This is a genomic window from Brevundimonas sp. G8 (genome assembly GCF_902506205.1).
Classification (GTDB): Bacteria; Pseudomonadota; Alphaproteobacteria; order Caulobacterales; family Caulobacteraceae; genus Brevundimonas.
On record NZ_LR732816.1, the window covers coordinates 383,157 to 404,425 of the forward strand.

The window sequence follows — 21,269 nt, forward strand, 5'->3', positions numbered from 1 at the left end:
AAATGAAAGATGAGACGATCATCGGCGTGGCTGCGTCGAAAGGCGGTCGGGACGCCAGGCCTGGGCCGACACGCCCAGATTTGGCCCCAACCTCAGGCTCGCGCCCGACTGGCTGGCGACCCCGACCTGTACGTCCGGCGCACCGGCGGTCGGGATGTCGATCCCCGCACGGGCTTGCGCCTGACTCTGACGAACGGCGGCCTGCAAGCGTTGCGCGGCGCAGTCCAGGTGCCCGGCGCGGTAGCCCCCGACATCCACCTGAACGCAAGGACCGCCCGCCGCCGGCAGCACGCCCGCAGCAGGCGGCTGGATCGACGTCGGCGGATTCGGGACGGCGCTCACGGCTTGAGCCGAAACGCTTGCCGGTGCGGCCATCACGACGCCGATCAGCGCAACGCAAAAGAACGCCCGTCCGGCCCACCGCAGGCCGGACGGGAAAGACGGCGACGCGGGTCGCAGGAACTGGCGAGGACCCAGGACGCCTCGCGCCGTCTGGGCTGTGGCGATGCGACGAACGGCCCTGCGGGGAAACAAGACCTTCGCCGTTCTGGTAAGGAACATCATCGCCACAGCCGGTCTCTTAGAACCGAGTGGCCAGGTCGATGATCAGGCGATCGACCGAGAAGGGCGCGTCAGCGATTTCCTCGGCCGAGATCCAGCGGAAGCCGGTCGAGGTGTTGCGGCCGAGGCCATAGTTCCCACCGACCATCCAGCCGCGGTTGTTGGTGCCGCCGATGTGGAAATCACTGTCGGTGAACGCGTCCAGGACCGCATCGGATTCAAGGTACCGATAGCCGAACGTCAGGTTCCAGTCGCCGCGCTGGGCGATCTCCATCTGCCCGACGCTCAGGCGCGCCGACCAGCCCGTATCGCCACCATCCCAAGTCCCAAACGCGGTGGAACTGGTCATCGGACCCAGGTTGTTGACGGCGCGCGCCGCCACGAGAGCGTTGTCCAGTCCCAGGTTCTGGACGAAGTCGCCTTCGAAACGAACCGTGGTGCGCTGCGTCAGCGCATAGTCGACCTGGGCGCGAAGGTTCAGCACCTCATAGGCGGCGGCCAGACCGAAATACTGCACTTCGGGGCTGCCGACCGGATCGTTCGGATCGGCGATCACGCTGCGGATCGGGAACAGGGTGTTGCCGAACTGCTGGAAGGCCGGGCGCGTGGCGTCGGTGTCGCAGGTCTGCTCGTACCAATAGCAGGGGCTGGAGACCTCGCCTTCGACGCCGTCGAAGTAGAAGTAGCCCGCCGCCGCCTTCACCTGCAGCCGATCCATCGGGTGATAGTCGAACCCGAGTTGGACGGCGCCCATGTACTTGTCCTGGCTCTTGAACGAACGTCCCTGCCCCACCGCCGCATTGCGCGTGCCGTAGTTCAGGCTGGTGTTGAAGATCGGGAAGGCGCCGGCCGTGCCGAACACCTTCAGGGTCTCGCCGAACCCGTGGCTGGCCGAGACCGCAACACCGTCGAAGTTCAGGTCTTCATCGAACAGAAGTTCCGACGTCCAGAAGGGATTGGCGAACCGGCCGAAGCTCAGCGAGACATCCTCGACAGGCGTGAGGTGGATGGCGGCGCGGTCCAGCCAGAGGGCGTATTTGCCGAACTCGCCGTTGCCGCCCAGGGTCTGGTTGGTTGAGACAGGCGAGCTGTCATTACCCGTGGCGATACGCAGTTCCGCCGAGATCCAGTCGTCGATCTGAACATTCACGCCAAGCCGGGCGCGGATACGGGCGCGCTGACGATCTTCGAGCGTGTTGAGATAGGGCGGAGCAATATAGCCCGGCGTGCGATCGTTGATGTTCTGACCGCCGCCAGCGTTGATCGCGCCGAAGTCCTCGAAGATGTCGCTGTTGGCCTTGTCCATGAACAGGCCCTCGCCGCGAACGCGCACGTCTCCGCTCAGGGTGATGCGGCGCGTCCAGTCCGGCGTCTGTCCCGGCGCCGACCAGCCTTCGGCCTGGGCCTGGGCGCCCAGTTCGGTGCGCAGCTCCTGCTTCAACTGATCGCGGACGACCTGGGGAATGTAGGGGATGGTCTGGACGCCGTCGGCGACGCCGCCTGCGGGAACGGGCGGCAGGGCTGCGGGACGCGAAGACGCTTCCGCGATCAGGCCGTCGGCCTCCTCTCGCGTCACAAGTCCCTTGGCGACCATCAGTTCGAGCAGACGGGTGGAGTCCACGTCCCCGGCCAGGACGGGATTCGCCGCCATCAACGACAGCCCCGCGCAGCAGGCCAGAAGGGCGGGTTTCAGGCGAAACAGGTTCATGAGCGTTCCCTTGGGCATTTCATGTGCGGCGGGCTGTTGGGTCATGGTCAGCCGGCGGCGCGAGCGTTGAGTTCGATCCGCATCACCGGCAGGCCGGGGGGCGGACGTTGAGAGAGCTGGACCCCGGTCAGGACCTGGATCAGACGGGCGTCGCGCCGGGCGTCGCCGGTGGAGCTCACCAGGCGCACATTGACGATCCGGCCATCCGGTCCGACCGTGACCGCCAGCCTTGCCGTGAAGCGGGCGCGCGACAGTTCGCGGTCGGCCTGGGCCGCCTGGCGGACACCGGCCAGGGCGACGTTCGCATAGGCGCCGAAGCCGCCATCCCCACCGCCGGGTCGCCCGCCGATGCGAGTGCCCGATCCATCGCCTGACGCCAGGCCGTAGTTCGACGGGCCGGCGCCTTCGCGCGCGGTCAGGGCGCTGTCCCCGACAGTCGGCTGGGCCGGCGCATCGGGCGGCGGCGGGGCCTGATCGACGGGCTGGTCCATCGGCGTCGGCTTGGGCTCGGGCGGTTGCTCGACCGGCTTGACCTCGGGCGGCGGAGGCGGAGGCGGCGGAGGTGGAAGGACCACCCGCACCGTCTTGTCGTCACGCTGTCTTTCGCTGACCGTGGAGGGGCGAAGGAAGGTGACCGCCAGGATCACCGCCAGCACGCCTGCCACGGCGACGACCGGCCAGCTGACTTTCGAGCGACGACGAGGCGGCGGCGGATCGTCTGCCATGAAGGCGTAGGTCATGGATCAGGCTCCGCCGGGCGGGCGGGTGGAGGCCATGCCCAGGCTGGCGACGCCGACCTTGGAACACAGGTCCAGCACCTGCATGATCTGATCGTACTGAACCGCCCGGTCGCCACGCAGGATCACCGCAGTGTCCGGCGCCGAGGTGATCGAGGTGCGCAGCTCCTGCTCCAACTCGACCATCGAGACAGGAACCGCGTCGATCGACACCGTCCCGTCGTTGGCCACGGCGATGACCCGCGACTTGGGCTCGTTCAGCGTCTGGGACGCCGAAGCCGTCGGCAGATCGACCTTGATACCCTGGACCGCCGCCGTGGTCAGCAGGATGAAGATGATCAGCAGCACGAAGGTCAGGTCGACCAGCGGGGTGATGTTGATCTCGTTATAGGGTTTCTTGCCCTGGACCTGCATGGTTCAGCGCTCCCCTATTCGGCCGCGAGCGGGGCGACGGGGGCGTCCTGCCAGGTCTCGGCGATGCGCTTTTCCAGCTCGTCGACGAAGATCTGATTGTCGGCCGAGATGTCTTCGACCTTGGACAGCAGGTAGTTGTAGCCGAACAGGGCCGGGATCGCGACGGCCAGGCCCGCGACCGTCGCCAGCAGGGCCGCGGCGATGCCGGGGGCGATGGCGTTGATGTTGACCTCGCCCGCCGCCGCCACCGAGGCGAAGGTGATCATGACGCCCAGCACCGTGCCCAGCAGGCCGATGAAGGGGCCGCCCGAGATGGCGATGGTCAGCAGCACCATCGAACTGTTCAGCTTCTGGCTCTCGCGCACCTGACCGGCGTCCAGAGCCGAACGGATGGCCGCGATGGACTGGGGCCGAATGGCGAAACGGCTGCCGGCCGCACGGCCTTCCTGCAGACGCAGGGCCAACTCGCGTTGTCCGATGCGGTACAGGCGCGCAAGGGTCGAACCCTCGGCGAGCGCTGCAGGCATGTCGCCCAGACCGTCATGGCCGTTGGAGTTGCGGTTCGCCTGACGATAGGCGTCCAGGAAATCCTCGTTGGCGCGGCCGGTGCGACCCAGCAGCAGTCCCTTGGAGATCATCACCCAGATGGCGATGGCCAGCATGACGGCCAGCACGCCGATGACGACCCAGGCGTCCAGCGTCAGCGCCTTGAACAGGATGCCGAAATAGTTGTGTCCGCCGCTTTCGGTCTGTTCGGCCGTGTCGAAGCTCAGCAGGCGCGCGCCCTGGCCTTCCGAGGCCGACGCCAGTTGGAAAGCCGCTTGCGGCAAGGCGACGCCCGCCACGCGGAACTCGTCCACCTCGCCGGCGAAACCCTGGCCCAGGATCGCGGCCCCGGCGCCGACGGTTCCGGCGACTTCACCGGCCGGTTGGCCGTTCACATAGAGTGTGGACTTGGCGCCGTCATTGACCACAGCGACGTGCGCCCAGGTCCCGGCGGCGAGCGCGGCGCCCGCGCTGCGTTGTCCGCCTGCCTCCAGGAACAGGGTCGAGCCTTCCGACACCAGGTTGAGGCCCGGCGCGGCCAGCAGTTGGCCGTCCGAAGCGGGCTTGACCCAGAAGCTGACCGAGACCGGGCCGCCGGTGAAGGCCTGCGCCGGGACCGAGACGCCCGATGCGCCGTCCAACGTCAGGCTCTGACCGATCAGACCGCCGGCGTTACGGCCCTCGCCCCCCGCACCGTTGAAGCCGTTTGCGGTCGCATCACGCGGCGCACCCGCCGCATCGAAATGCCAGACCAGCCGATAATCCGGGCCGAAGGTCCCAGCCACGTTCTGACCGGCCTCGGCCTTCTCGTTGCCGTAGTAGGCGTAGATCGTTTGGGCCGCGCCGGGCTTCAGCCCCGAGACGTCGACCCAGACCAGCGCCTGCTGCTCGGCCGGCGCCCATTTCTCGATGTGGAAGGCCAGCGGCGTGCGGTCGTCGCCCGCCACGAACCGCAGGTCCGAACCGTCCTTCTTCACGTCGGCGAAGTCGAAGTTGCCCGTGTGCAGCCGCACCAGAACCGGCGCCCGCGCCACTTCGCCCGACACACCCGCGCCCTGGACGTTCAGATTGATCTTGGTCCGATAGGCGTAGTCGCCTTCCCACCAGCCGGCCGCCATCACGGGGGTGGCGGCTGCGCCGAACACCATGGCTGCGAGCGCGCCGGCCGCGACGCCCTTCTTGAAACGTGCAGTCAGAAACATCAGAATTCCCCAAAGATGCGGAAGCGCAAGAAGATGTTCCCCGACACGCTGTTCGTGCCGGAGATCAGAGGCGCGCCGACATCCAGCGCGCCATTGATGTGTTCGAAGAGACGGATGCGGCCGCCCAGGCCTGCACTCATCAGAAGATCGGCGCCCTGCCCGGGCAGCGGGTCATGCAGGCCGACGTAACCGGCGTCCCAGAAGGCGTGCACCCGGAACTCGCTCAGACCCGGCAGGCCGTTGAACAGGCTCGGACTGCGTAGTTCGTTCTGGATCGCGACGCCGTAGTCACCCAGCGCTTCGGACTCGAAATAGCCGCGTACCGTGGACGAACCGCCGAGCGAGAAGCCTTCGTTGGAAATCAACGGCGCAGGCGACCACTGGCTGGTCAGGCGCGTGTTCAACTGCAGTCCGTGAACCAGGTCTTCCGTATGCTGAGCATCCAGCTTCACGGCGAAGAAGCTCTGGCGCGCATTGTAGCGTTTGGCGTCGAACGCTTCCCAGCCATCGCCCAGTCCGCGCAGACCAAAGGTGGTCGAAAGCGTCAGATCGCTGCTTCGCGCTTCACCGGTCCAGTCGCCCCGCCATGACGCCATCAGCGGGAAATACTCAATCGGCGCCGACGCCCGGTCGGCGCCGAGGATCACGTCCTCGGAGAAGTCTTTCCAGTCGATGCCGAATGTCGCCGAGTGGTAGAAACCGTCGCTGGATCCCAGCGCGCGGATGTAGCGCGCGCCCAGCATCGTTCCCTTGCCGATCACGCTGGTGCCGCCGACCACCGCGATGTCGCTGTCGGACGAGACGCCGTAGAACAGCAGTTGAGCGCCGGCTCCGAGCCGGTGCAGATAGTTGGCCGAAAAGACCTTGCCGTCGTCGGTCCGTTCAGGGGCGACCTGAGCCGAGACCGAAAGGCTGTCGCCCCGTCCGAACAGGTTGTCATGGCGCAGGCTTGCCGAGACCCGGTAGGGCGTGGTCGCTGCGGAGCGGAAGTTGTTGGCCTCGATGGAGGCGCCATACGGCGCGCTTTCCTCGACCGTCAGCACGACATCCAGGGTGCCCGGCGCCTCGCCGGCGCGCAGTTCCGGCGTCACGCGACGGCTGGCCACCTGGTTCAGCGCCATCACATCACGCTGGAAGTCTGGCAAGTTTGGCGTGCGCCCAGGCGTAAGCGACGGCGCCATGGCGCGCACGGCGTCCGGCCTGCGCGCGCCCTCGACCAGGACCTGGCCGATGGCCTGTTCAGCAACTTCCAGCTGGAGGATGCCGCCCTCGACCGACTGCTCGGGCGTATAGACCGAAACGGCGATATAGCCCGCGTCCTCGAACGCCGACTGCAGGGCCGCACGGGCCGCCTCGACATCGTCAGCCGTCCGCCCTGGACCCATGAACGGATAGACCGCGCGTTCGACCGCCTCGGGAGCAAGGACCGTGTTGCCCTTCACCTGGAAGGCGCGAATATCGAAAGTGGGACCAGAGTCCTGCGCCGTTGCGGACACGGCCGCCGACATAGCGGCAAGCGCCACTGACGCCGCAAGGACGTGGTGTCTGGTCGATCGAAACATCTATCCCCCGGTGAGACGCACCCATCGCAAGGACAGGGCGTCTCGTTACTGGTCGTCAGGGGAGAGACACAGCGGGCAGCGACCCGCGCAAAGATTTAAGGTGAAGTTTTCGCGACATCACGCGGCCTCGCGACAGGCCCTTTTAGGACACCACCACGATATTACCGGGCATACGGACGATCCGCACGCCGTAGGCCAGGCGGAGTTGCTCGACCACCTGATCAAGCTGGTTGATGTAGAAAGCGCCGCTTATCCGACGCGCCGCGATCGCGGGATTGGCCACGACGATCCGCCCTTCGCGATAGCGGTTCAGTTCGCCGATCACATCGCCCAACCGTTCATTGTCGAACACGAGAACGCCACGCCACCATTCGCTGGCCGCAGATTGAGCCCGTTGCGTCACGGCGCCGAGTTCACCGGCGCTCCAGGCCACGGTCTGTCCTGCCTCCAACAAGGCTTCACGCCCGCCCAACAACACGGTCGCCTGACCCTCCAGGCAAGCGGCGGAAAGGTCGCCAGACAGATTGCGAAGGCCCAACCGCGCGCCCCTAGCAACGATCCTGGCCGCGCCCGCCGCCATCTGGACCGATCCCGCCGAAGGGTCGATCGACACCAACGCCTCACCGCGCAACAACTCGAAGCCTCCGTGACCCAGGTCCTCGCGCAAGACCACGCGCGACAGAGTGTTCAGCTCGATACTGACCCCCCGCCCCGCATTCACCGTGCGACGCTCGCCCTTGGCCGTTTCAATCGCACCAACAGGACTTGTGACGAAGGTCTCGGGTCGAACGGCTACAAAGACGGCTAGGCCAGCAGCGACCGACAACCCTCCGCCAATCAGGATACGGCGATCAATCCCTGAGCGTACGGGAGACGGCCGGGTCGGATCGGCGCCCTCGCTTCGCAATACGCCGATGGCCTCGCGTGTGATCTGATGCGCGCGCGCGGCTTGCAGGAAGGCACGCTCATGCGCCGGCGACGTCATCCGCCAGCCTGCCAGCAGACGCGCATCACCCTGCGTCGCCCCGCCCGACAGCAGCAGCGTCACCCAGGCGCGCGCTTCATCTGCGAGGCCGTCTTCGATCATTCTCGCGCCTGCATCCTGCGGGTCTGTTTCATGTCTCCCCTCAGTCATGACACGTCAGATCCAGATTGACGCAAGGCGACGACCTTTGGCCTCGCCAAAGCCCGCTGGATTTCCATCGACGCCTGACGCAGTTCGTGCTGGACCGTCCTCAGCGACATCCTTCGCCTCTGGGCGATATCCTGTGTCGATTCTCCATCCAGCCATGCCTCCGAGCAGATCTGGAACCGCCGAGGCGACATCGCCGCCATGACCTGTTTGACGATCCGTATGTCAGAGCGCGCCTCCATCACGCGCAACGGATCGGCCGCTTCGTCCGGTACGTCCAGAAGACTGGACACCTCGTCGAACCCCAGCAGACGACTATCCTTGCGACGGGCGTTGGCGGCGATATTCAGCGCCATGCGAAACAGATAGGTGGTGGGATGTCGAACGTCTTCCAGCACCGCGTCGCCCGACAGCTTCACGAACGCATCCTGCAAGGCGTCACGTGCTCGCTCCCTGGATCCCAGTCGCGCGGACACCCGCGACAACAGCGTGTCGTAGTGAGCCACGAGATGCCCACGAAGTCGCGTCTGGCTGGAATCCGTCATCACAAACTCTATGACGCGGCTCGAAGACCGGCGTCGAAGTTCAGCGGGACGATAAGATCTATAGAGCCCGGTAGATTTCCGGGCAGGGACGGTAGAGGCTCCGAGCGCCTTACGGTCTGGAGCGCCGCCTCATCTAGGTCGCGCGACCCTGAACTGGTCTCGATCCAGGCGTCCAGCACGCGACCGTCGCGGTTCACGATCAGTCCTACGCGCGCCATGCCCTGAGGCCGCCGTCCATTCAAAGAGGGATAGGTATGAAACCGCGCCAGATGGGTTTCCAACCGGCGATAATAGTCCGAAAGCGCGGCCGGACTGGGCGACGCCGCGACCGGCGCACCGCCTGACAAGGAAGGACCGCCGCCTATCGCAGCCGAGGGTTTGGCCGAAGCCGTGTCGCTCGGCTCGACCGGATCGATCGTTCCCGATGCGGCAGGTGTTAGATCCTCAATCGCAGGCGCCCCGCCCGAAGCCATGTCGCCAGGGCGAAAGATATCCACGAGGATAGCCGGTTGGGGCTCTGTCCGCGCGCCTGACATCACCGGCGGCGCGGCCGCGAGAATTGCAGCCGCCATGCCGCCGTGCAGGGCGGCGGAAATCAAAACGCCTATCAGCCAGTGTTTCGCCATCGAGCGGGGTCGGTCTCGCCTTGCTTGGACCGGACGGCCCTGTAGCGCGGCGACAGCGACAGAACGATGACATGCAAGCGGTCAGCCTCTCGGGCGTACGGAAAACTCGATCCTCAAAGGCTGGGGCAGGTGCGCCGGCGGGACCGGCAAGGCCGTCGTCATCGCCCGTTCGAGGAAACGGTCATCGCGTTCAGGATCGCCCGAACTGCTCAGGATTTCCGCCCGATTCGGCGTCCCATCGGCCGACACCCAGACACGGATGCTCACGCGATACCCCACATCGGTCAGTTCGTCCCTCGTGCGGACGTGGTCCACAATCCTTCGCCGCACAGCATCCGCATAGGCGACAAAGACCGGGTCGGAGCGATCGCGCCCAATCACAGGCGCGGCGACCGCCGTCAAAGGATTTAGCGTGACCGTCGAGGCTGTCGATGCATAGATCACGACCGCCCCGGCGCTCGTGAAACGCGCCGACAGCCCTGTCCCCTGAAGCAGCAGAGCCAACCCCGAACGCGGGCTCATCATCCCCGAAACCGCCGAAGACTGACGCCCCGCGGCGAGCGGAGCGTCGTAAAGCATCTGCAACCCGGTTTGACTGGCGAAGTCGGAAAGCGCCTGGGCCAGCGGCCGGCTCGGAATCTCAAGCATCCTTTCAGTGCGTTGCGCTGTCGCCGGAGCAGGCGCCATGCCGATAAAGGCAAAGATAGCCACCAGACAAAGAAGGGGCCGCGAACGACACATCCTCGTCCTTCGCCGATTTCGTCTTCCGACGCAATCGCAGCGGCCTCAAACTGATAGCCGGAGACCTTGCACGCTCGACGAGTTGTAGAAGCAAGGCAGGCCTCTGCTCCCAGTCGGGCTTCAGCGAATGGCGCTTAGACGCAAAGCGCCCTGCCCTCTTAGGTCCGCAATGCGTGCGCTCGAAAGTAGGCATTCCGTAAGTCTGTTCCATTACCGAAGCTGTGTAAAACGTGCTGAGCTACGGCGGGGGTGGAGGTGGCAACGAGGCGCAGGTTGCCTCGTCTCAGGCCGCGATAATCTCCATCAACTGATCTTCCCCCGCAAAAGTGGACGGGGTTAAGCCGCTCTGCGTTCGGCCTCGGCGGGGCTGATGTAGCCCAGTGACGAGTGCAGGCGACGGGGATTGAGAAGCCCTCTATGTATCCGAACAAGTCGCGACGGGCCTGGTCGCGGGTGGCGTAGACGCGGTGATGGACGCACTCGGTTTTGAGGGTGTGGAAGAAGCTTTGCATCGGAGCATTGTCCCAGCAGTCGCCCTTGCGGCTCATCGACGGGGTGATGCCGGATCGGGCCAGACCTGATCGATAGGCTTCGGCGGCGTATTGGATCCCGCGATCCGAATGATGGATCAGGCCGGGCGCGGGGCGCTGGCGTTCGACCGACATGTCCGACGGCGACGGGGGCGACGCGTCGTCCCCGTCGCCTGCACCCCGAACTGCGTCATCCATCGACGCAGCACCGTCTCGTGCAGCCCCAACTCCCCGGCGACCGCGCCGGCGGTCAGCCCACTGTTGGCGACGCGATCGACCGCCTCGCGCTTGAAAGAACCCGGGAAGTTCCGGCGTCGAACACTCATCAGACACTCCTCTCCAGCCCCGAAAGCTAGCATGGGTGTCCACCAAAGCGAGGGAGGATCAGGGCGGCGCGTAAATGTTGCGAAAGCTCGGATGAGGCACATTGCAGACCGACGGCCAGCGCAAACACCGACTTGATCCCAACGTTGAGTTCTCCTCGCTCAATCCCGCCAATATATTTCCGACGCAGGCCAACTGGTGCTGTCAGTCTAACGCTAACTTGTCCCCACTGAAGGTCGGCATAAACGACCCGCGGCGCATAGCGCAGCGGGTCGTGGCGTTCGGCGGAACTGGAGTTTTAGAAGCTCCAGCGGGCTCCGACGCGGATCGAACCACCGGTGGCGTCACCGGCGAAGGCGGCATCGCCCCGCACGAATAGGTTCACACCGTCCTGGTCGAGAAGATTGAGGCCCAGGCTGACCTTGCCATAGGTATCTGGCTCGATCTCCTCGTTGCCGAACACCGTGGTTCCGCTAGTGAAGGTCGTCAGGCCATTGCCCTCGAACTCCTTGACCGCGAAGACGCCGATGAAGGGCTGGTAGCGCATGCCGCCGGCCGAGCCGAACGTCCCGCCCATCCGGACGCCCGCCTCGCCGCGCAGGCTTTTCAGGTCGTCGAAAGTGAAGACGCCGCCCGGCACCGTCAGGTCGTCGATGTCCGCATCTGAATAGGCCAGCGTCGCCACCGGCTCGACGAAGAAGCTTCCCGCATCGAAATGATAGCCGACCTCGCCTTTCGCGCCATAGCTGGTTCCATCGACCTCGTCGCGGAAGGCGGCGGTCAGGGCGTTGACCGTGACCGAGAACCGGTCCGCCTTGACCAGGCCGTTGGCGAAGAACCCACCCACATTGACCGCCGCGTAGGCGCCGAGGTTGCCGCCTTGCAGATCGATATGGTTGCCGCTGGCCAGTTCCATATCGGATTGACCGACGCCGCCGGTCAGGCCGAACAGCACGGTCGCCGACCCCATTGTCCGCTGTATGTCGCCACCGAACTGGAAGCCGAAGAAGTCCTGATCATAGGACAGGTCGTTGCTGGTCGTTACGCCTCCCAGGGTGAAGCCGCGAACCTGGTCCTGACCCTCTGTGCCGCCATATCCTTGCGCCCACATCTCGAAACCGTCCGAGCGTGGCTGGGCGCCTGACCCCGCGACATCCCGCAGTTCGGTCATCCGCGCCGACCAGGCGTCCGCGCTCTGATTCCAGGCGTTGGAAACCGCGACGCCGACCCGCCCGATCTCGAACGTTTCCGTATCCGGCGTCGTGACCAGCAGGAAGTTGGCTGTCGGGGCATCGAACACCAGATTCAGCCGGTTGAAGCCGAAGTCGGTCTGACCGCCCAGCACGAAATTCCCCGCGGTAGCCGAAGCCGCGTCGACCAGTAGGATGCCGGTCAGGTTCAGATTGGGCGCCGCCCCTGGCGCCGCATCGGCCAGCAACAGCGAGGTCACGCCAGACGCTGCGCCTATGACCAGCCGGTCCGCCGTTCCTGTCGCCAGATTGACGTCAAGGCCGACCTGGCTGCCCGCGCCGCCATTGAAGGCCGTTCCGGTCAGTGTCAGCACGTCTCCGGCGGCCCCGTCCCGAAGGTCGATCAGTCCGGTGTTGGAGAAGGTCTCCAGACCGTTGAACGTGGCCGACGAGAACGCCGTCAGGACGCCGGCGTTGGTGAAGCTGTCGGCCCCGGCGCCGAAGTCGCTGGTTCCGGAGGCGTTGAAGACGCCGCCTGCATTATTGGCGAACGTATCGGCGTTGTTGGTCAGGTGCAGTCTGCCATTGACCACGCCGGTGTTCCTGATGGTCGCTGCGCCGCCGATGGCGTTAATGGCGAAGCCGCCCGTGGAACCGATCGTTCCGGCGTTGACGATCGTGGCGCCGCCTATTGCGGTGCTGTCGATCCCGGCGATGGAGCCGTTGACGCTGGAGCCTGCGGCGACATTGACCTGGGCCGTGCCGCCGCTGTTCAGCAGGATGGCCGTGCCCTGGGCCGACGATATGACGCCCGAGGTATTGATGGTGATCGGCCCTGCGCCGGTTGTGGAGGCCTGGATGGCGCCCGTACCCACGCCTGCCGCCGTGACGCGACCAGCATTGATCAACACTGCGCCGGTGTCGGATGCGGTCAGGATGCCGACCGAGGTTCCACCAAACAGGCTGTCGCCCAAGGTCGATACGGTGTTGGCATTGACCGTCACGTCGCCGGAAGTCGAAGACGCGACGATGCCCGCCGCCGAGCCCGTGCCGGTCGTGGTGACCGTATCGACGTCCACCAAAACATTGCCCGGACCATCGGTCGAGGCGTCGATGCCGGTGACAACCGCAGAGTTGGTCGTCAAGGCGCCGCCGATTACGGTGACGTCGCCGGTGTTCGAGAAGGCCTGGACGCCAGTTGCGAACAGATTGTTGGTGGTGACGCTGTCGAAAGCGACGTTGACGTCGCCGAAAGCCGACGCCTCGATCCCGCGCGCGGCGAAACCAGAGGTCGTGACCGTTCCTGCGTCCACATTCACTGTCCCGCCTGCCGTGGTCGAGGCAAGGATGCCTACCGAGTTGTCGCCGGTCGTCGACACCGTATCGGCCGCCACGACGATATCGCCGCCGCCGCCCGCGATGCCCAAGGGGTTGATAAGGGCGGTTACGCCGTTGGCTCCAGCGCCTGTGGTCGAGGCCATGCCTACGTCGACGGCGATATTTCCGGACTGGGATTGCGCATCGACGCCCTCGGCCGAAGCGCCCTGGGTCGAGACGCTGTCCGCCGTGACGACGATGTCGCCCGACGCCGTCGCGGCCCGGATGGCGGAACCGTCCGGCAAGAAGAAGAAGCTGGGGCCGCTAAGCCCATTGGTGGTCACCGAGCCTGCAGCGATGGAGACATCGCCTGTTCCTGTCGCTTCGGCATCGATGCCGCGCGAAAGTTCGCCGTTGGTCGTCACTGTGTCAGCTGTGATGTCGATGGAACCGTCACCGGCGGCGCGGGCGATCACGGCGGGCGCGTTGTCGCCGTCGGTGGTCACCTCAACGACATTGATCGTGGTCTCGGCGCCGAAATCGGCGGTCGTCGTCACCCCGGCGCTGTTGTCGCCGCTGGTCCGCACGCTGGCGGCGGTGACGTCGATGGGGCCGCCAACGGATCCGGGAATGCCGAAGAAGGGATTGCCGGCAGATCCCGTCGCGGCTCGCACGCCCACAGCGCCGACCCCGCTGGTGGTCAGGCTGCCGGCGTTGACGCTCACGCCGCCGGCTTGGCTGGCGATGTCGATGACCGCCGAGTTGTCGCCGGCGGTGAAGGCGTTGCCGGTGCTGACCGAGGCGTCCCCGTTGATCGCGCGCACCTCGATGGCGTTGGCGTTGGCGCCGCCGGTGCCGACGAAGAAGCCGCTGTTGGTGACCGTCACGCTGTCGCCCGAGGCGGCGATGGCGCGCGAACCGTCGCCGTCAGCGGTGGCTGCGGCGACGTCGACAAACACAGCGCCGCTGGTCGAGGTCACGTCGATGGCGTCGGAGTTGGCGCCGGTCGTCTGGGCCTGGAACACATCCACGCGGATATCGCCGATGGCGGTCGTGGCGTGAATGCCGTCCGATCCTGCACCCGAGGTGATGACCGCATCGCCGCCGTTGCCGATGGTGACGTCGCCGAAGGTGGTGTCGGCTGAAACCCCCGTGGCGTTGTCGCCTTCGGTGATGACGGTCGAAGAGGTGATGGCGATGTCGCCGCTGTCGCTCTGGGCCGTCACGCCAGCGGCGTTGTCGCCAGCCGTCACGACCGTGAACGTATTGATGTCGATGTCGCCGAGGTCGGTCGAGGCATCGACGCCGTTGGCGCCATCGCCGCTGGTGCTGATCGTGCCCGCGTCGATGGTGACAGCGCCTTCGGAAGACGAGCCGACCACGCCGATGGCGTTTTCACCCGTGGTCGTCACCGACCCAATGTTCAGGTTGATGTCGCCGACGTTGGTGGCGGACAGGATGCCGAACCCGCCATCCGAATCCGTTGTGATGCTTGCGCCCGCCCCGTTCAGGGTAAAGGCTGCATTGCCGAAGTCGAACAGCAGGACGCCGATATTCAGGGTCCCTGAGGTGTCGATGGCGACGCCGTCATCCAGGTTCACCGTCAGGGGATCGGGCGTGAAATAGCTAATGCCATTGGGATAGGGATTGCCTGCGGCGGTGCAGGTCACCTCACCGCCACCCGCAGGCGCAGCGCCGCATTCGTCCTGGGCCAGGACCGGCGTCGCCACGAATGCCGTCAGCCCAGCCAACGCGAGCACGCCGCCGCCAAGAATACTGCCGAGCTTGAGCCTGGCACGGCTGGAAGCGGGCGTCCAGGCAGGCGAAAAGACAGCGACGGGGCGGCGCAGTTGGGTGATCATTTCGGCGTTTCCTGACCGACGCTCTCGGTTTCCCCTACGAAAACCCGCGCCTGTTGGAGTAGCTACGTCTCCCGCCGCCAAAGAGATGTCTGCAAATGGAAATATTCCTGCCTTTATTCAAATGGGAAAGCTTGACCTTATCAGGACCCCTGCCGGTAATTCTATTTATGCCACGCCCAAATTGATCGTTTGCAAGATTTTCTACTGCAAGCTTCACCGATAGACATACGAGAGGCAAGGAAGTCGACGAAACGGGCGGTCTGACGCGGAAATCATGAGCCCCGGCCCTGATACAATGGGAGCGATGAGAGATACCTCCGACAAGCTGCTAAAAAAAAGCTGCGTCCATCTTGGGTTCTGCAGCTCCGTTGCGGATGGTCAACCGCTGCACGTCGATCAGTTCCTTCGTGAGTTCGGCGTTCTGACCCACGATGAGATCGCCGACGCCATATTCAACGTAGAGGGCTGAGACCCAGATGGCTCAGAGGCGAACTTTTCGGTCCAGCATGCGTGGTGCATTCATTCGGCACATAGGCGGGGCCGAAGTGGTCCAGGAGGAGACTCACCAAAGTTCGGCTAAGGCTCGGTTTGCGACGAATGTCCCGGTCCACCAGCGGATACTCAGGCGGGGCGACCATCCAGCCCGAAAGCGGACTCTCGGATTGGCCGAAATGAGCCACGAGCGACATAGCTGCCGATCTGAGATCGATGTCTGTTGCTGACTCAAGGCGCTCATGGCGACGTCCGCTTTTGGGCAAGGCGTTGATGAGCGGCCGAATACGCGAGTCGGATGTCGGCGACTTCACCAACTACGTTGTCTAGAGCGTCACGACGCGTTGTGGCAGGCGAGGGCAAGCGTTGCGCCTAAGCGCCATTCAGAGAAACTAGACTGCCGCACGAGTCCGAATTGCTCCCTACGCCGACTTAGCCGGACCCTAACACTGATGGCCATTATCACCACCTTGAATGGCGTCGCCTGTCTTGAGAAGAGGCTATGGCGTGAAGGCCAGCGTCCGAGGCGAATTGGCACAGGTCAACGTGGCGGATGCGGCGCCGCCTGCGCGTCTACAGCCGAGCCAGCCCCTGAGGTTCAGTTTGTCAGCTGAAAACTCAGTCTCAGGGCGCCGGTGATGCCCTTGACGCCCATGCGCATGCAGATGGCGCGTAGGTGGGCGCGGACGGTGTGGATCGACATGTCCATCTTGCGCCCGATATCCTTGGGCGCCTCCCCCTGGGTCAGGTGGGCCAAGACCGAAATCTCGGCGCGGGTCAGGCCGAAGATGGCGCGCAACGGCTCCATGCCCTCGGCGCCCATACAGTGTGCGGGTCGCGCCGTTGCGAAGATGCGGCCCGCCGCATCCGGCGTCATCGCCAGATCAAGCAGACACCAGGCGTCGTCGCCCGCGCGAAGCAGCAACCGGCCCTGAGGTTGCCGACCTTCGATCAGGCGCGTCACCAGGACGTCGAACTCGGCGCGATTGCGGTGTGTGGCGCAAATGAAGGTCCCGCCTGAACCCAGCACGCCCGCGGCGATCGTGGCTCTGGCCTTGGCGTTGGCGCGAAGAACGCAGCCCTGAGGGTCCAGAACGAAGCGGGCGATGGCGTCATGTTCGAACCAGGCGGTGCAGTCCGCATGGGTCAGGGATGTCGGGTTTCGGGTCGGCATGAACGGCGTCAGACGTCGCGTTAGCGCCTCCTCCACGACCGGCAAGCTGGCAATACCATTTCTGCGCGGCGTCGCCGCCGTCTTCTCCTCATACATTCGCGCCACCCAGTGTTCGAAGGCCGAAATCAACCTTGGTTGTGGCTGTTGGCCTCACGCTTGATCTGTTGCAGTCAGAGGGTCGATGTCCTTCAAGTCTTAGCTCGGCCCAATGTGTTAAATACTGTTATCAGTTTGATGCTTAGGCCGTAATCGCCGCTATGGGCTAACTATAATGGGGTATGCCCGTCGTCAGTGAGGTGAAATGTCGATGGCGATCACGTCCTGATATCGACCGGCCATCTGATCCTTGACCTCGCCCAGGGTGAACAGCATTGGCAGAGACATGCCTGCGAGGGTGCGCGGGGGATCGACGTCCTTGGTCCACGGCGCCGTCAAATCCACGGCGGCGCCGTCCAGTTCGACTGCGTAGGCGACGTTGGACTCCGTCTCCACATCGCCCTGGCGCCGCATTACGCCGCCATGCTCGGACTTGATCGAGATGACGGACGGCGCATTGGCGCGGACCTGGACGAAGATGCGCCGCGTCAGGCCGGTGGAGGCGTCGCCGAAATCCACCACCTCCACGCTGGAGCCGGACCCGAAAGCGCCGGCGGCGCCGGCCAGGTTCAGTTGCGCTCTGGGCGTGGAGACCAGCTGCATGCGCACCGGGATGGGGGCGAGCAAGGCCGTCCCATCGGCATCCTTGACCAACAGCTTGAGGTCGCTGGCGTAGGTTCCGGCGTCGGGCACGGCGTCCACGACGATGGTGGCGTCTAGCTGCGCCTGACCCGTCGCCTTGCCGGCGAGGGTGTAGCGGAAGACTCCAGGCTCTACGTCGGAGGTCTGAAGCCCGGACGCTTCTCGCGCGCGGAACTGCACACCCACCCCGCCCAGGGCCAGGCTGGAGACGGCCGCTCCGCCGTCGTCCACGAAGGACAGCCGCAACTCGCAGGCCTCGTCGTCCTGGTTCTTCAGGCCCAGGTCGATGGCGCCGCTGGACGGGCCGATAGCGAAGGGGTTGTAGTTGATGACCACCGTGCTGGGGCTCTGGCTCATGGCTAGGTCGCAGGCTCTCGCGTCCGATGCCGCCAGGGCCAGGACCGCCGCCAGGGCTAGTGACACAGCGAGCGTAAAAGTGTCGGACCAAGTCAGGGCTGGCGTCTTGTGGTTCTCTGGCTCCTTGCGGCTACGGCGGCGGCTGAGACGTGCGGATTTCGCCGACATCGACTGTTCCTTCCACTTTCTCGGGAATGGTGAATTCGCCCACCACTGCGTCCTGGATCAGCAGGCGATAGCGACCGGGGGCCAGGCCGTCGGCGACGAATCGCCCCGAGCGGTTGGTAAAGAAGGGCTTGCCCTCCGCATCGTCCGGGGCGCCGACCGCCTGGATGACGCCGCCGGCCAGGGCGACCGGCCCGCTGGCGGACATCAGGACGCCGCGCGCGGTGCGCGACGCCTCGCTGCCGACGACGAAGCGATAGCCGTTGCCGAAGCCGGGGAAGATGTTGATGACGCCGCTGCCCAGATCATAGCCTTGGGGCAGGGGATCGGCCTCGATCTCGTAGCGATTGACGCCGTAGCCGCGATCCAGGCCGACCAGCGCGGGACCCAGCCACCCGCTATGCGCGACCGTATAGCCGCTGGAATCCGTCAGGTTGATGCGGGAGCGGGACAGGGTCGGGTGGGGCGTGGCGATGACGAAGCCTTCGCGGGCCGAACGCCCCACGCCGAACGCCCCGTCGGCATAGCCGATCATCGTCGACAGCCGCCACAGCGATTCCTGGCGGGTGACGCCGCCCGGTTCGGACGACACCAGCCGGTTGGACACAAGCTCAGCGTCGAACCGATTGTTGATGTAGCGCAGGTCGGCCGTGACCGCCTGGTTGGTGCGATCCTGCGACAGCCGCACGTCGCCACTCAGGTCGTTGAGACGACCGGATGAGGCGCGCGATACGCCCACCTCGCGAAAATCCTTGTCGGTGTCGTAACGTGCTGTGCTGCTCCAGCGACCGCCGAAGCGCGACGTTAAGGTCAGGCCGAAGCGATCCTCGTCGCGACCGTCGTCCGTTGACCCTCTCTGCCAGACCAGATTGACCGCGAACCGGCGGAAAGTACGACCCAGCGCCAAGCTGTAATCGGTGCGGTTCTTGCGTTCGCGGCCCTTTACGAAGGCGGCCCCGCCGCTGATCGAATAGTCGCGAAAACGCACCAGCAGCCGCGCGGCGGCGCGCCATTTTTCGCTGTTGAAAGCGGACGGGTCGAAGGCGCTCTGAAAATAGCGGCTGGTCGCCTGGGCCGACGCCACCAGGCGCGCATCGGCGTTCTTGCCCAGCGTGCTTTCGAGAAGATAATCGACCGAGGCGACATACCCGTTCGTTCCTGTGTCGCCATTATGGCTGGCGGCGCCGCTGAGCTGGACCAGGCCCAGCTTGGATCCCCATGTCGCCATCGCGCCGGCCTGGCCCTTGCGGTCGGCGATCTGGGCGTTGGCGCCGACCGTCACAACATCGGACAGGCCCTTGCGGACAAAGCCGCTGGCGGCCAGCGTCGAGCCGTACTGAAGATTTCCGCCTTCTTCCAGCACCCCGGCCGAGACCCCGAAGTCCACCACGCCGCAGTCCAGAAGGCCGGCGCCGCCGAACAGGTCGAACACGGCGATCTCGCGCTGGCCGTTGTCGTCCTCGACCAGCAGGCGAACCGTATTGGCTCCCTGTGCGAAGGGAAAATCGCCGATGGAATAGGGGCCGGCATCCAGGCGGATCCGCTCCACCACCACGCCGTTGACCTCGACGACGACCAGGGCCGGGCGGTCAAGGATGAACTGGCGGCGACCTGCGGGGCGCACGTTCTGGAAGGGACGGATCGTGGAATAGGCTCGTGCGGCCGACAGCCCCAGGAACCGCTGCGACCCCTGAAAACTGTCGATGGGGGGCGCGAACTCGCCGGCGGTCAGACGCACGGCGGATTTGAAGATGTCCTTGGTCAGGCGGATTTCGCGGCGCTGCCAGCGGCCTTGGTTGTTGCTGCCGTCATAGTCGACTCCTGTGGTCAGGGTGACTCCGTCGAAGCCGCCGAGGTTGGCGAACATGTCGATCCCGCCCTGAAGCGGCGAAAACCGGCTTTCGGTATGGGAATAGAGCTGGGCCAGGGCGATGTTCGCGCCGGCCGAGAAGTTCGCCGGCTGATCGAAGGCGGCGGGGTCGATCACCGGGTTCTGGGAGAAACCGACATCGCGCCGCGCCCGACTTTCTGGTGTGGAGGTGGCTACGAAGGTCAGGGAGAGGGGATCGAAGGTCAGGGAGAAGCCGTCGCTGGCCAGGTCCGCCATATCGACCTTCGTCTGAGTCGCGATCCGGCCTGACAGGGTGGTGAGGAGGTCAGGCCCGACCTGAGGCCGCAACAGGTCAAGCAGGGCTCTCGCGTCCACCAGCCCCTGGCCCTGATTGTCGACCGCGCCGCTGATGTCGCCCAGATATTTGCCGTCCAAGGTCAGCGGCCCCTGGATCGGCGTGAAGACCGAGGAGGGCCTGACCGAAGGAGACTGGTCCTGAGCGGGGGGCGTTGCGGATGGGGGCGGAGCCGGGGTGTCCGCAGCACCACCGGAGCCTTCGTTTCGCTCGATCGCGACGATGGCGGAATAGTCATGGGGCGCCGTACGCATGACCTCGTCGGTCAACTGGATCGGCCCGGCGTGCGCCACGGTGGCCAGGCCACCGCCCATGCAGGCGACGGCGCCGATGCGGCGGAATGCGGTTCGCGCGCCGGACCGCCCGCCCTTAAAGGACTTGCGGGCCATCGCCCGCCCTTAAAGCAGCACGATGGAAGCGGTGAGGTCGCCGGATGCCGAGGCGGCGAGGGCCGCCGGTATCTTCACCTGACGCGTGGCGCCGCCGGCGATCACACTGACCTGACCGACATCGACGTCTGCGGCCGGTACTTCGTGCGACTGTCCGTCTGCGGTCTTCAGAATGATCTTGGACTCCCGGACATAGGCGAAGCCCGTGCCCGAGTTGTGGGCGGTCAGGATAACGTCGCCGTTCGCCGCGCGCGATACCGCGGTGACTTCCAACTCGGCGCGCGCGCGGGGCGGGGCCACGAAGACATAGGTGTTGATTGTGAAGGCGACCTGGACATCGGCCCCGGCTCCGCCTTCGGTGGGGGTCGTCTGCATGTTGATCGGCAGCTGAGCCGCTCGGACGAGATACATTCGTCCTTCCTCCGCAGCGTCGCCGGTATAGCGGACCTGGATCACCTGTTCGCGATTGGGCGGGATGACGGACTGGACGGGAAAGACCGCGATATCCTTGTCCTCTTCGACCAGGGAACGGGCGCCGGTTTCGTCCACCTGCATACGATAGGTTTCGATCTCGACAGTGGCTGGTGTCGCGCTGGTGTTCCTGACGGTCATACGATAGCTGGATCCGCCGCCGGACGGTGTGATCTTGGACACCATGGGCGAGACGTCCATGGCCTTGGCTGGCGTCGTCGTTCCTGTCATCAGAACTGTCGTCAGGGCCGTTGCGGCCATCAGCGTAGCGAATGCACGACGTGTCATTGGTTGCCCCCG

Annotated in this window: 16 protein-coding genes and 1 pseudogene; all 17 read right to left on the minus strand. The window is 65.3% G+C overall.

Annotated features, from left to right (window positions below):
- Positions 1–18: 18 nt before the first annotated feature.
- Positions 19–342 carry a hypothetical protein gene (locus tag CHRYSEO8AT_RS01860; RefSeq protein WP_159845428.1) on the minus strand — a complete coding sequence of 108 codons (324 nt, stop codon included), beginning with the start codon at positions 340–342 and terminating at the stop codon, positions 19–21.
- 238 nt (positions 343–580) lie between these two features.
- The gene (locus CHRYSEO8AT_RS01865) at positions 581–2,269 is read right to left on the minus strand and encodes a putative porin (RefSeq protein ID WP_201304325.1); all 1,689 of its coding nucleotides are present in this window, start codon (positions 2,267–2,269) and stop codon (positions 581–583) included.
- Positions 2,270–2,316: 47 nt separating this feature from the next.
- Positions 2,317–3,009 carry a TonB C-terminal domain-containing protein gene (locus CHRYSEO8AT_RS01870; protein WP_159845434.1) on the minus strand — a complete coding sequence of 231 codons (693 nt, stop codon included), beginning with the start codon at positions 3,007–3,009 and terminating at the stop codon, positions 2,317–2,319.
- A gap of 3 nt (positions 3,010–3,012) precedes the next feature.
- Positions 3,013–3,420: a biopolymer transporter ExbD gene (locus tag CHRYSEO8AT_RS01875; protein ID WP_159845436.1), complete on the minus strand. Its 408-nt coding sequence runs from the start codon at positions 3,418–3,420 to the stop codon at positions 3,013–3,015.
- 14 nt (positions 3,421–3,434) lie between these two features.
- Entirely contained in the window at positions 3,435–5,168 is a 1,734-nt protein-coding gene (locus CHRYSEO8AT_RS01880) for a DUF2341 domain-containing protein (RefSeq protein ID WP_159845439.1), read from the minus strand.
- Positions 5,168–6,691 (minus strand): ShlB/FhaC/HecB family hemolysin secretion/activation protein, encoded by a 1,524-nt coding sequence (locus CHRYSEO8AT_RS01885; protein ID WP_236547385.1) that lies wholly within the window; start codon positions 6,689–6,691, stop codon positions 5,168–5,170. The genes CHRYSEO8AT_RS01880 and CHRYSEO8AT_RS01885 overlap by 1 nt, the downstream gene beginning before the upstream one ends.
- A gap of 181 nt (positions 6,692–6,872) precedes the next feature.
- Positions 6,873–7,817 (minus strand): FecR domain-containing protein, encoded by a 945-nt coding sequence (locus CHRYSEO8AT_RS01890; protein ID WP_159845451.1) that lies wholly within the window; start codon positions 7,815–7,817, stop codon positions 6,873–6,875.
- Between the two features lie 44 nt (positions 7,818–7,861).
- Positions 7,862–8,407, minus strand: coding sequence for an RNA polymerase sigma factor (locus CHRYSEO8AT_RS01895; protein ID WP_159845454.1), 546 nt, complete (start codon positions 8,405–8,407; stop codon positions 7,862–7,864).
- A gap of 8 nt (positions 8,408–8,415) precedes the next feature.
- The gene (locus CHRYSEO8AT_RS01900) at positions 8,416–9,033 is read right to left on the minus strand and encodes an energy transducer TonB (RefSeq protein WP_159845457.1); all 618 of its coding nucleotides are present in this window, start codon (positions 9,031–9,033) and stop codon (positions 8,416–8,418) included.
- Between the two features lie 81 nt (positions 9,034–9,114).
- Entirely contained in the window at positions 9,115–9,744 is a 630-nt protein-coding gene (locus CHRYSEO8AT_RS01905) for a secretin and TonB N-terminal domain-containing protein (RefSeq protein ID WP_159845460.1), read from the minus strand.
- 366 nt (positions 9,745–10,110) lie between these two features.
- A pseudogene (locus CHRYSEO8AT_RS16270) lies at positions 10,111–10,439 on the minus strand (IS3 family transposase); the annotation flags it as partial.
- Entirely contained in the window at positions 10,403–10,732 is a 330-nt protein-coding gene (locus CHRYSEO8AT_RS16275; protein ID WP_370514216.1) for a transposase, read from the minus strand. The pseudogene CHRYSEO8AT_RS16270 and the gene CHRYSEO8AT_RS16275, both read right to left, overlap by 37 nt.
- Before the next feature lie 194 nt (positions 10,733–10,926).
- Complete coding sequence (locus CHRYSEO8AT_RS01915) at positions 10,927–14,997, minus strand: autotransporter outer membrane beta-barrel domain-containing protein (protein ID WP_159845462.1); 4,071 nt, start codon at positions 14,995–14,997, stop codon at positions 10,927–10,929.
- Positions 14,998–16,087: 1,090 nt separating this feature from the next.
- Complete coding sequence (locus CHRYSEO8AT_RS01920; RefSeq protein WP_159845464.1) at positions 16,088–16,663, minus strand: LuxR C-terminal-related transcriptional regulator; 576 nt, start codon at positions 16,661–16,663, stop codon at positions 16,088–16,090.
- A 288-nt stretch (positions 16,664–16,951) separates the two neighbouring features.
- Positions 16,952–17,926, minus strand: a complete 975-nt coding sequence (locus CHRYSEO8AT_RS01925; RefSeq protein ID WP_159845467.1) for a hypothetical protein — start codon at positions 17,924–17,926, stop codon at positions 16,952–16,954.
- Positions 17,889–20,498: a fimbria/pilus outer membrane usher protein gene (locus tag CHRYSEO8AT_RS01930; protein ID WP_159845476.1), complete on the minus strand. Its 2,610-nt coding sequence runs from the start codon at positions 20,496–20,498 to the stop codon at positions 17,889–17,891. Before CHRYSEO8AT_RS01930 ends, CHRYSEO8AT_RS01925 begins: the two co-directional genes overlap by 38 nt.
- 9 nt (positions 20,499–20,507) lie before the next feature.
- Positions 20,508–21,257 carry a fimbria/pilus periplasmic chaperone gene (locus CHRYSEO8AT_RS01935; RefSeq protein WP_159845479.1) on the minus strand — a complete coding sequence of 250 codons (750 nt, stop codon included), beginning with the start codon at positions 21,255–21,257 and terminating at the stop codon, positions 20,508–20,510.
- Positions 21,258–21,269: the final 12 nt, after the last annotated feature.

What these genes read in the sequence shown, in the direction of transcription:
- CHRYSEO8AT_RS01865 (WP_201304325.1), bottom strand. Translation starts at nt 2,269, where the DNA reads ATGAACCTGTTTCGCCTGAAACCCGCCCTTCTGGCCTGCTGCGCGGGG.
- CHRYSEO8AT_RS01870 (WP_159845434.1), bottom strand. Translation starts at nt 3,009, where the DNA reads ATGACCTACGCCTTCATGGCAGACGATCCGCCGCCGCCTCGTCGTCGC.
- CHRYSEO8AT_RS01875 (WP_159845436.1), bottom strand. Translation starts at nt 3,420, where the DNA reads ATGCAGGTCCAGGGCAAGAAACCCTATAACGAGATCAACATCACCCCG.
- CHRYSEO8AT_RS01880 (WP_159845439.1), bottom strand. Translation starts at nt 5,168, where the DNA reads ATGTTTCTGACTGCACGTTTCAAGAAGGGCGTCGCGGCCGGCGCGCTC.
- CHRYSEO8AT_RS01890 (WP_159845451.1), bottom strand. Translation starts at nt 7,817, where the DNA reads ATGATCGAAGACGGCCTCGCAGATGAAGCGCGCGCCTGGGTGACGCTG.
- CHRYSEO8AT_RS01895 (WP_159845454.1), bottom strand. Translation starts at nt 8,407, where the DNA reads ATGACGGATTCCAGCCAGACGCGACTTCGTGGGCATCTCGTGGCTCAC.
- CHRYSEO8AT_RS01900 (WP_159845457.1), bottom strand. Translation starts at nt 9,033, where the DNA reads ATGGCGAAACACTGGCTGATAGGCGTTTTGATTTCCGCCGCCCTGCAC.
- CHRYSEO8AT_RS16275 (WP_370514216.1), bottom strand. Translation starts at nt 10,732, where the DNA reads ATGTGCCTCATCCGAGCTTTCGCAACATTTACGCGCCGCCCTGATCCT.
- CHRYSEO8AT_RS01915 (WP_159845462.1), bottom strand. Translation starts at nt 14,997, where the DNA reads ATGATCACCCAACTGCGCCGCCCCGTCGCTGTCTTTTCGCCTGCCTGG.
- CHRYSEO8AT_RS01920 (WP_159845464.1), bottom strand. Translation starts at nt 16,663, where the DNA reads ATGCCGACCCGAAACCCGACATCCCTGACCCATGCGGACTGCACCGCC.
- CHRYSEO8AT_RS01925 (WP_159845467.1), bottom strand. Translation starts at nt 17,926, where the DNA reads ATGTCGGCGAAATCCGCACGTCTCAGCCGCCGCCGTAGCCGCAAGGAG.
- CHRYSEO8AT_RS01930 (WP_159845476.1), bottom strand. Translation starts at nt 20,498, where the DNA reads ATGGCCCGCAAGTCCTTTAAGGGCGGGCGGTCCGGCGCGCGAACCGCA.
- CHRYSEO8AT_RS01935 (WP_159845479.1), bottom strand. Translation starts at nt 21,257, where the DNA reads ATGACACGTCGTGCATTCGCTACGCTGATGGCCGCAACGGCCCTGACG.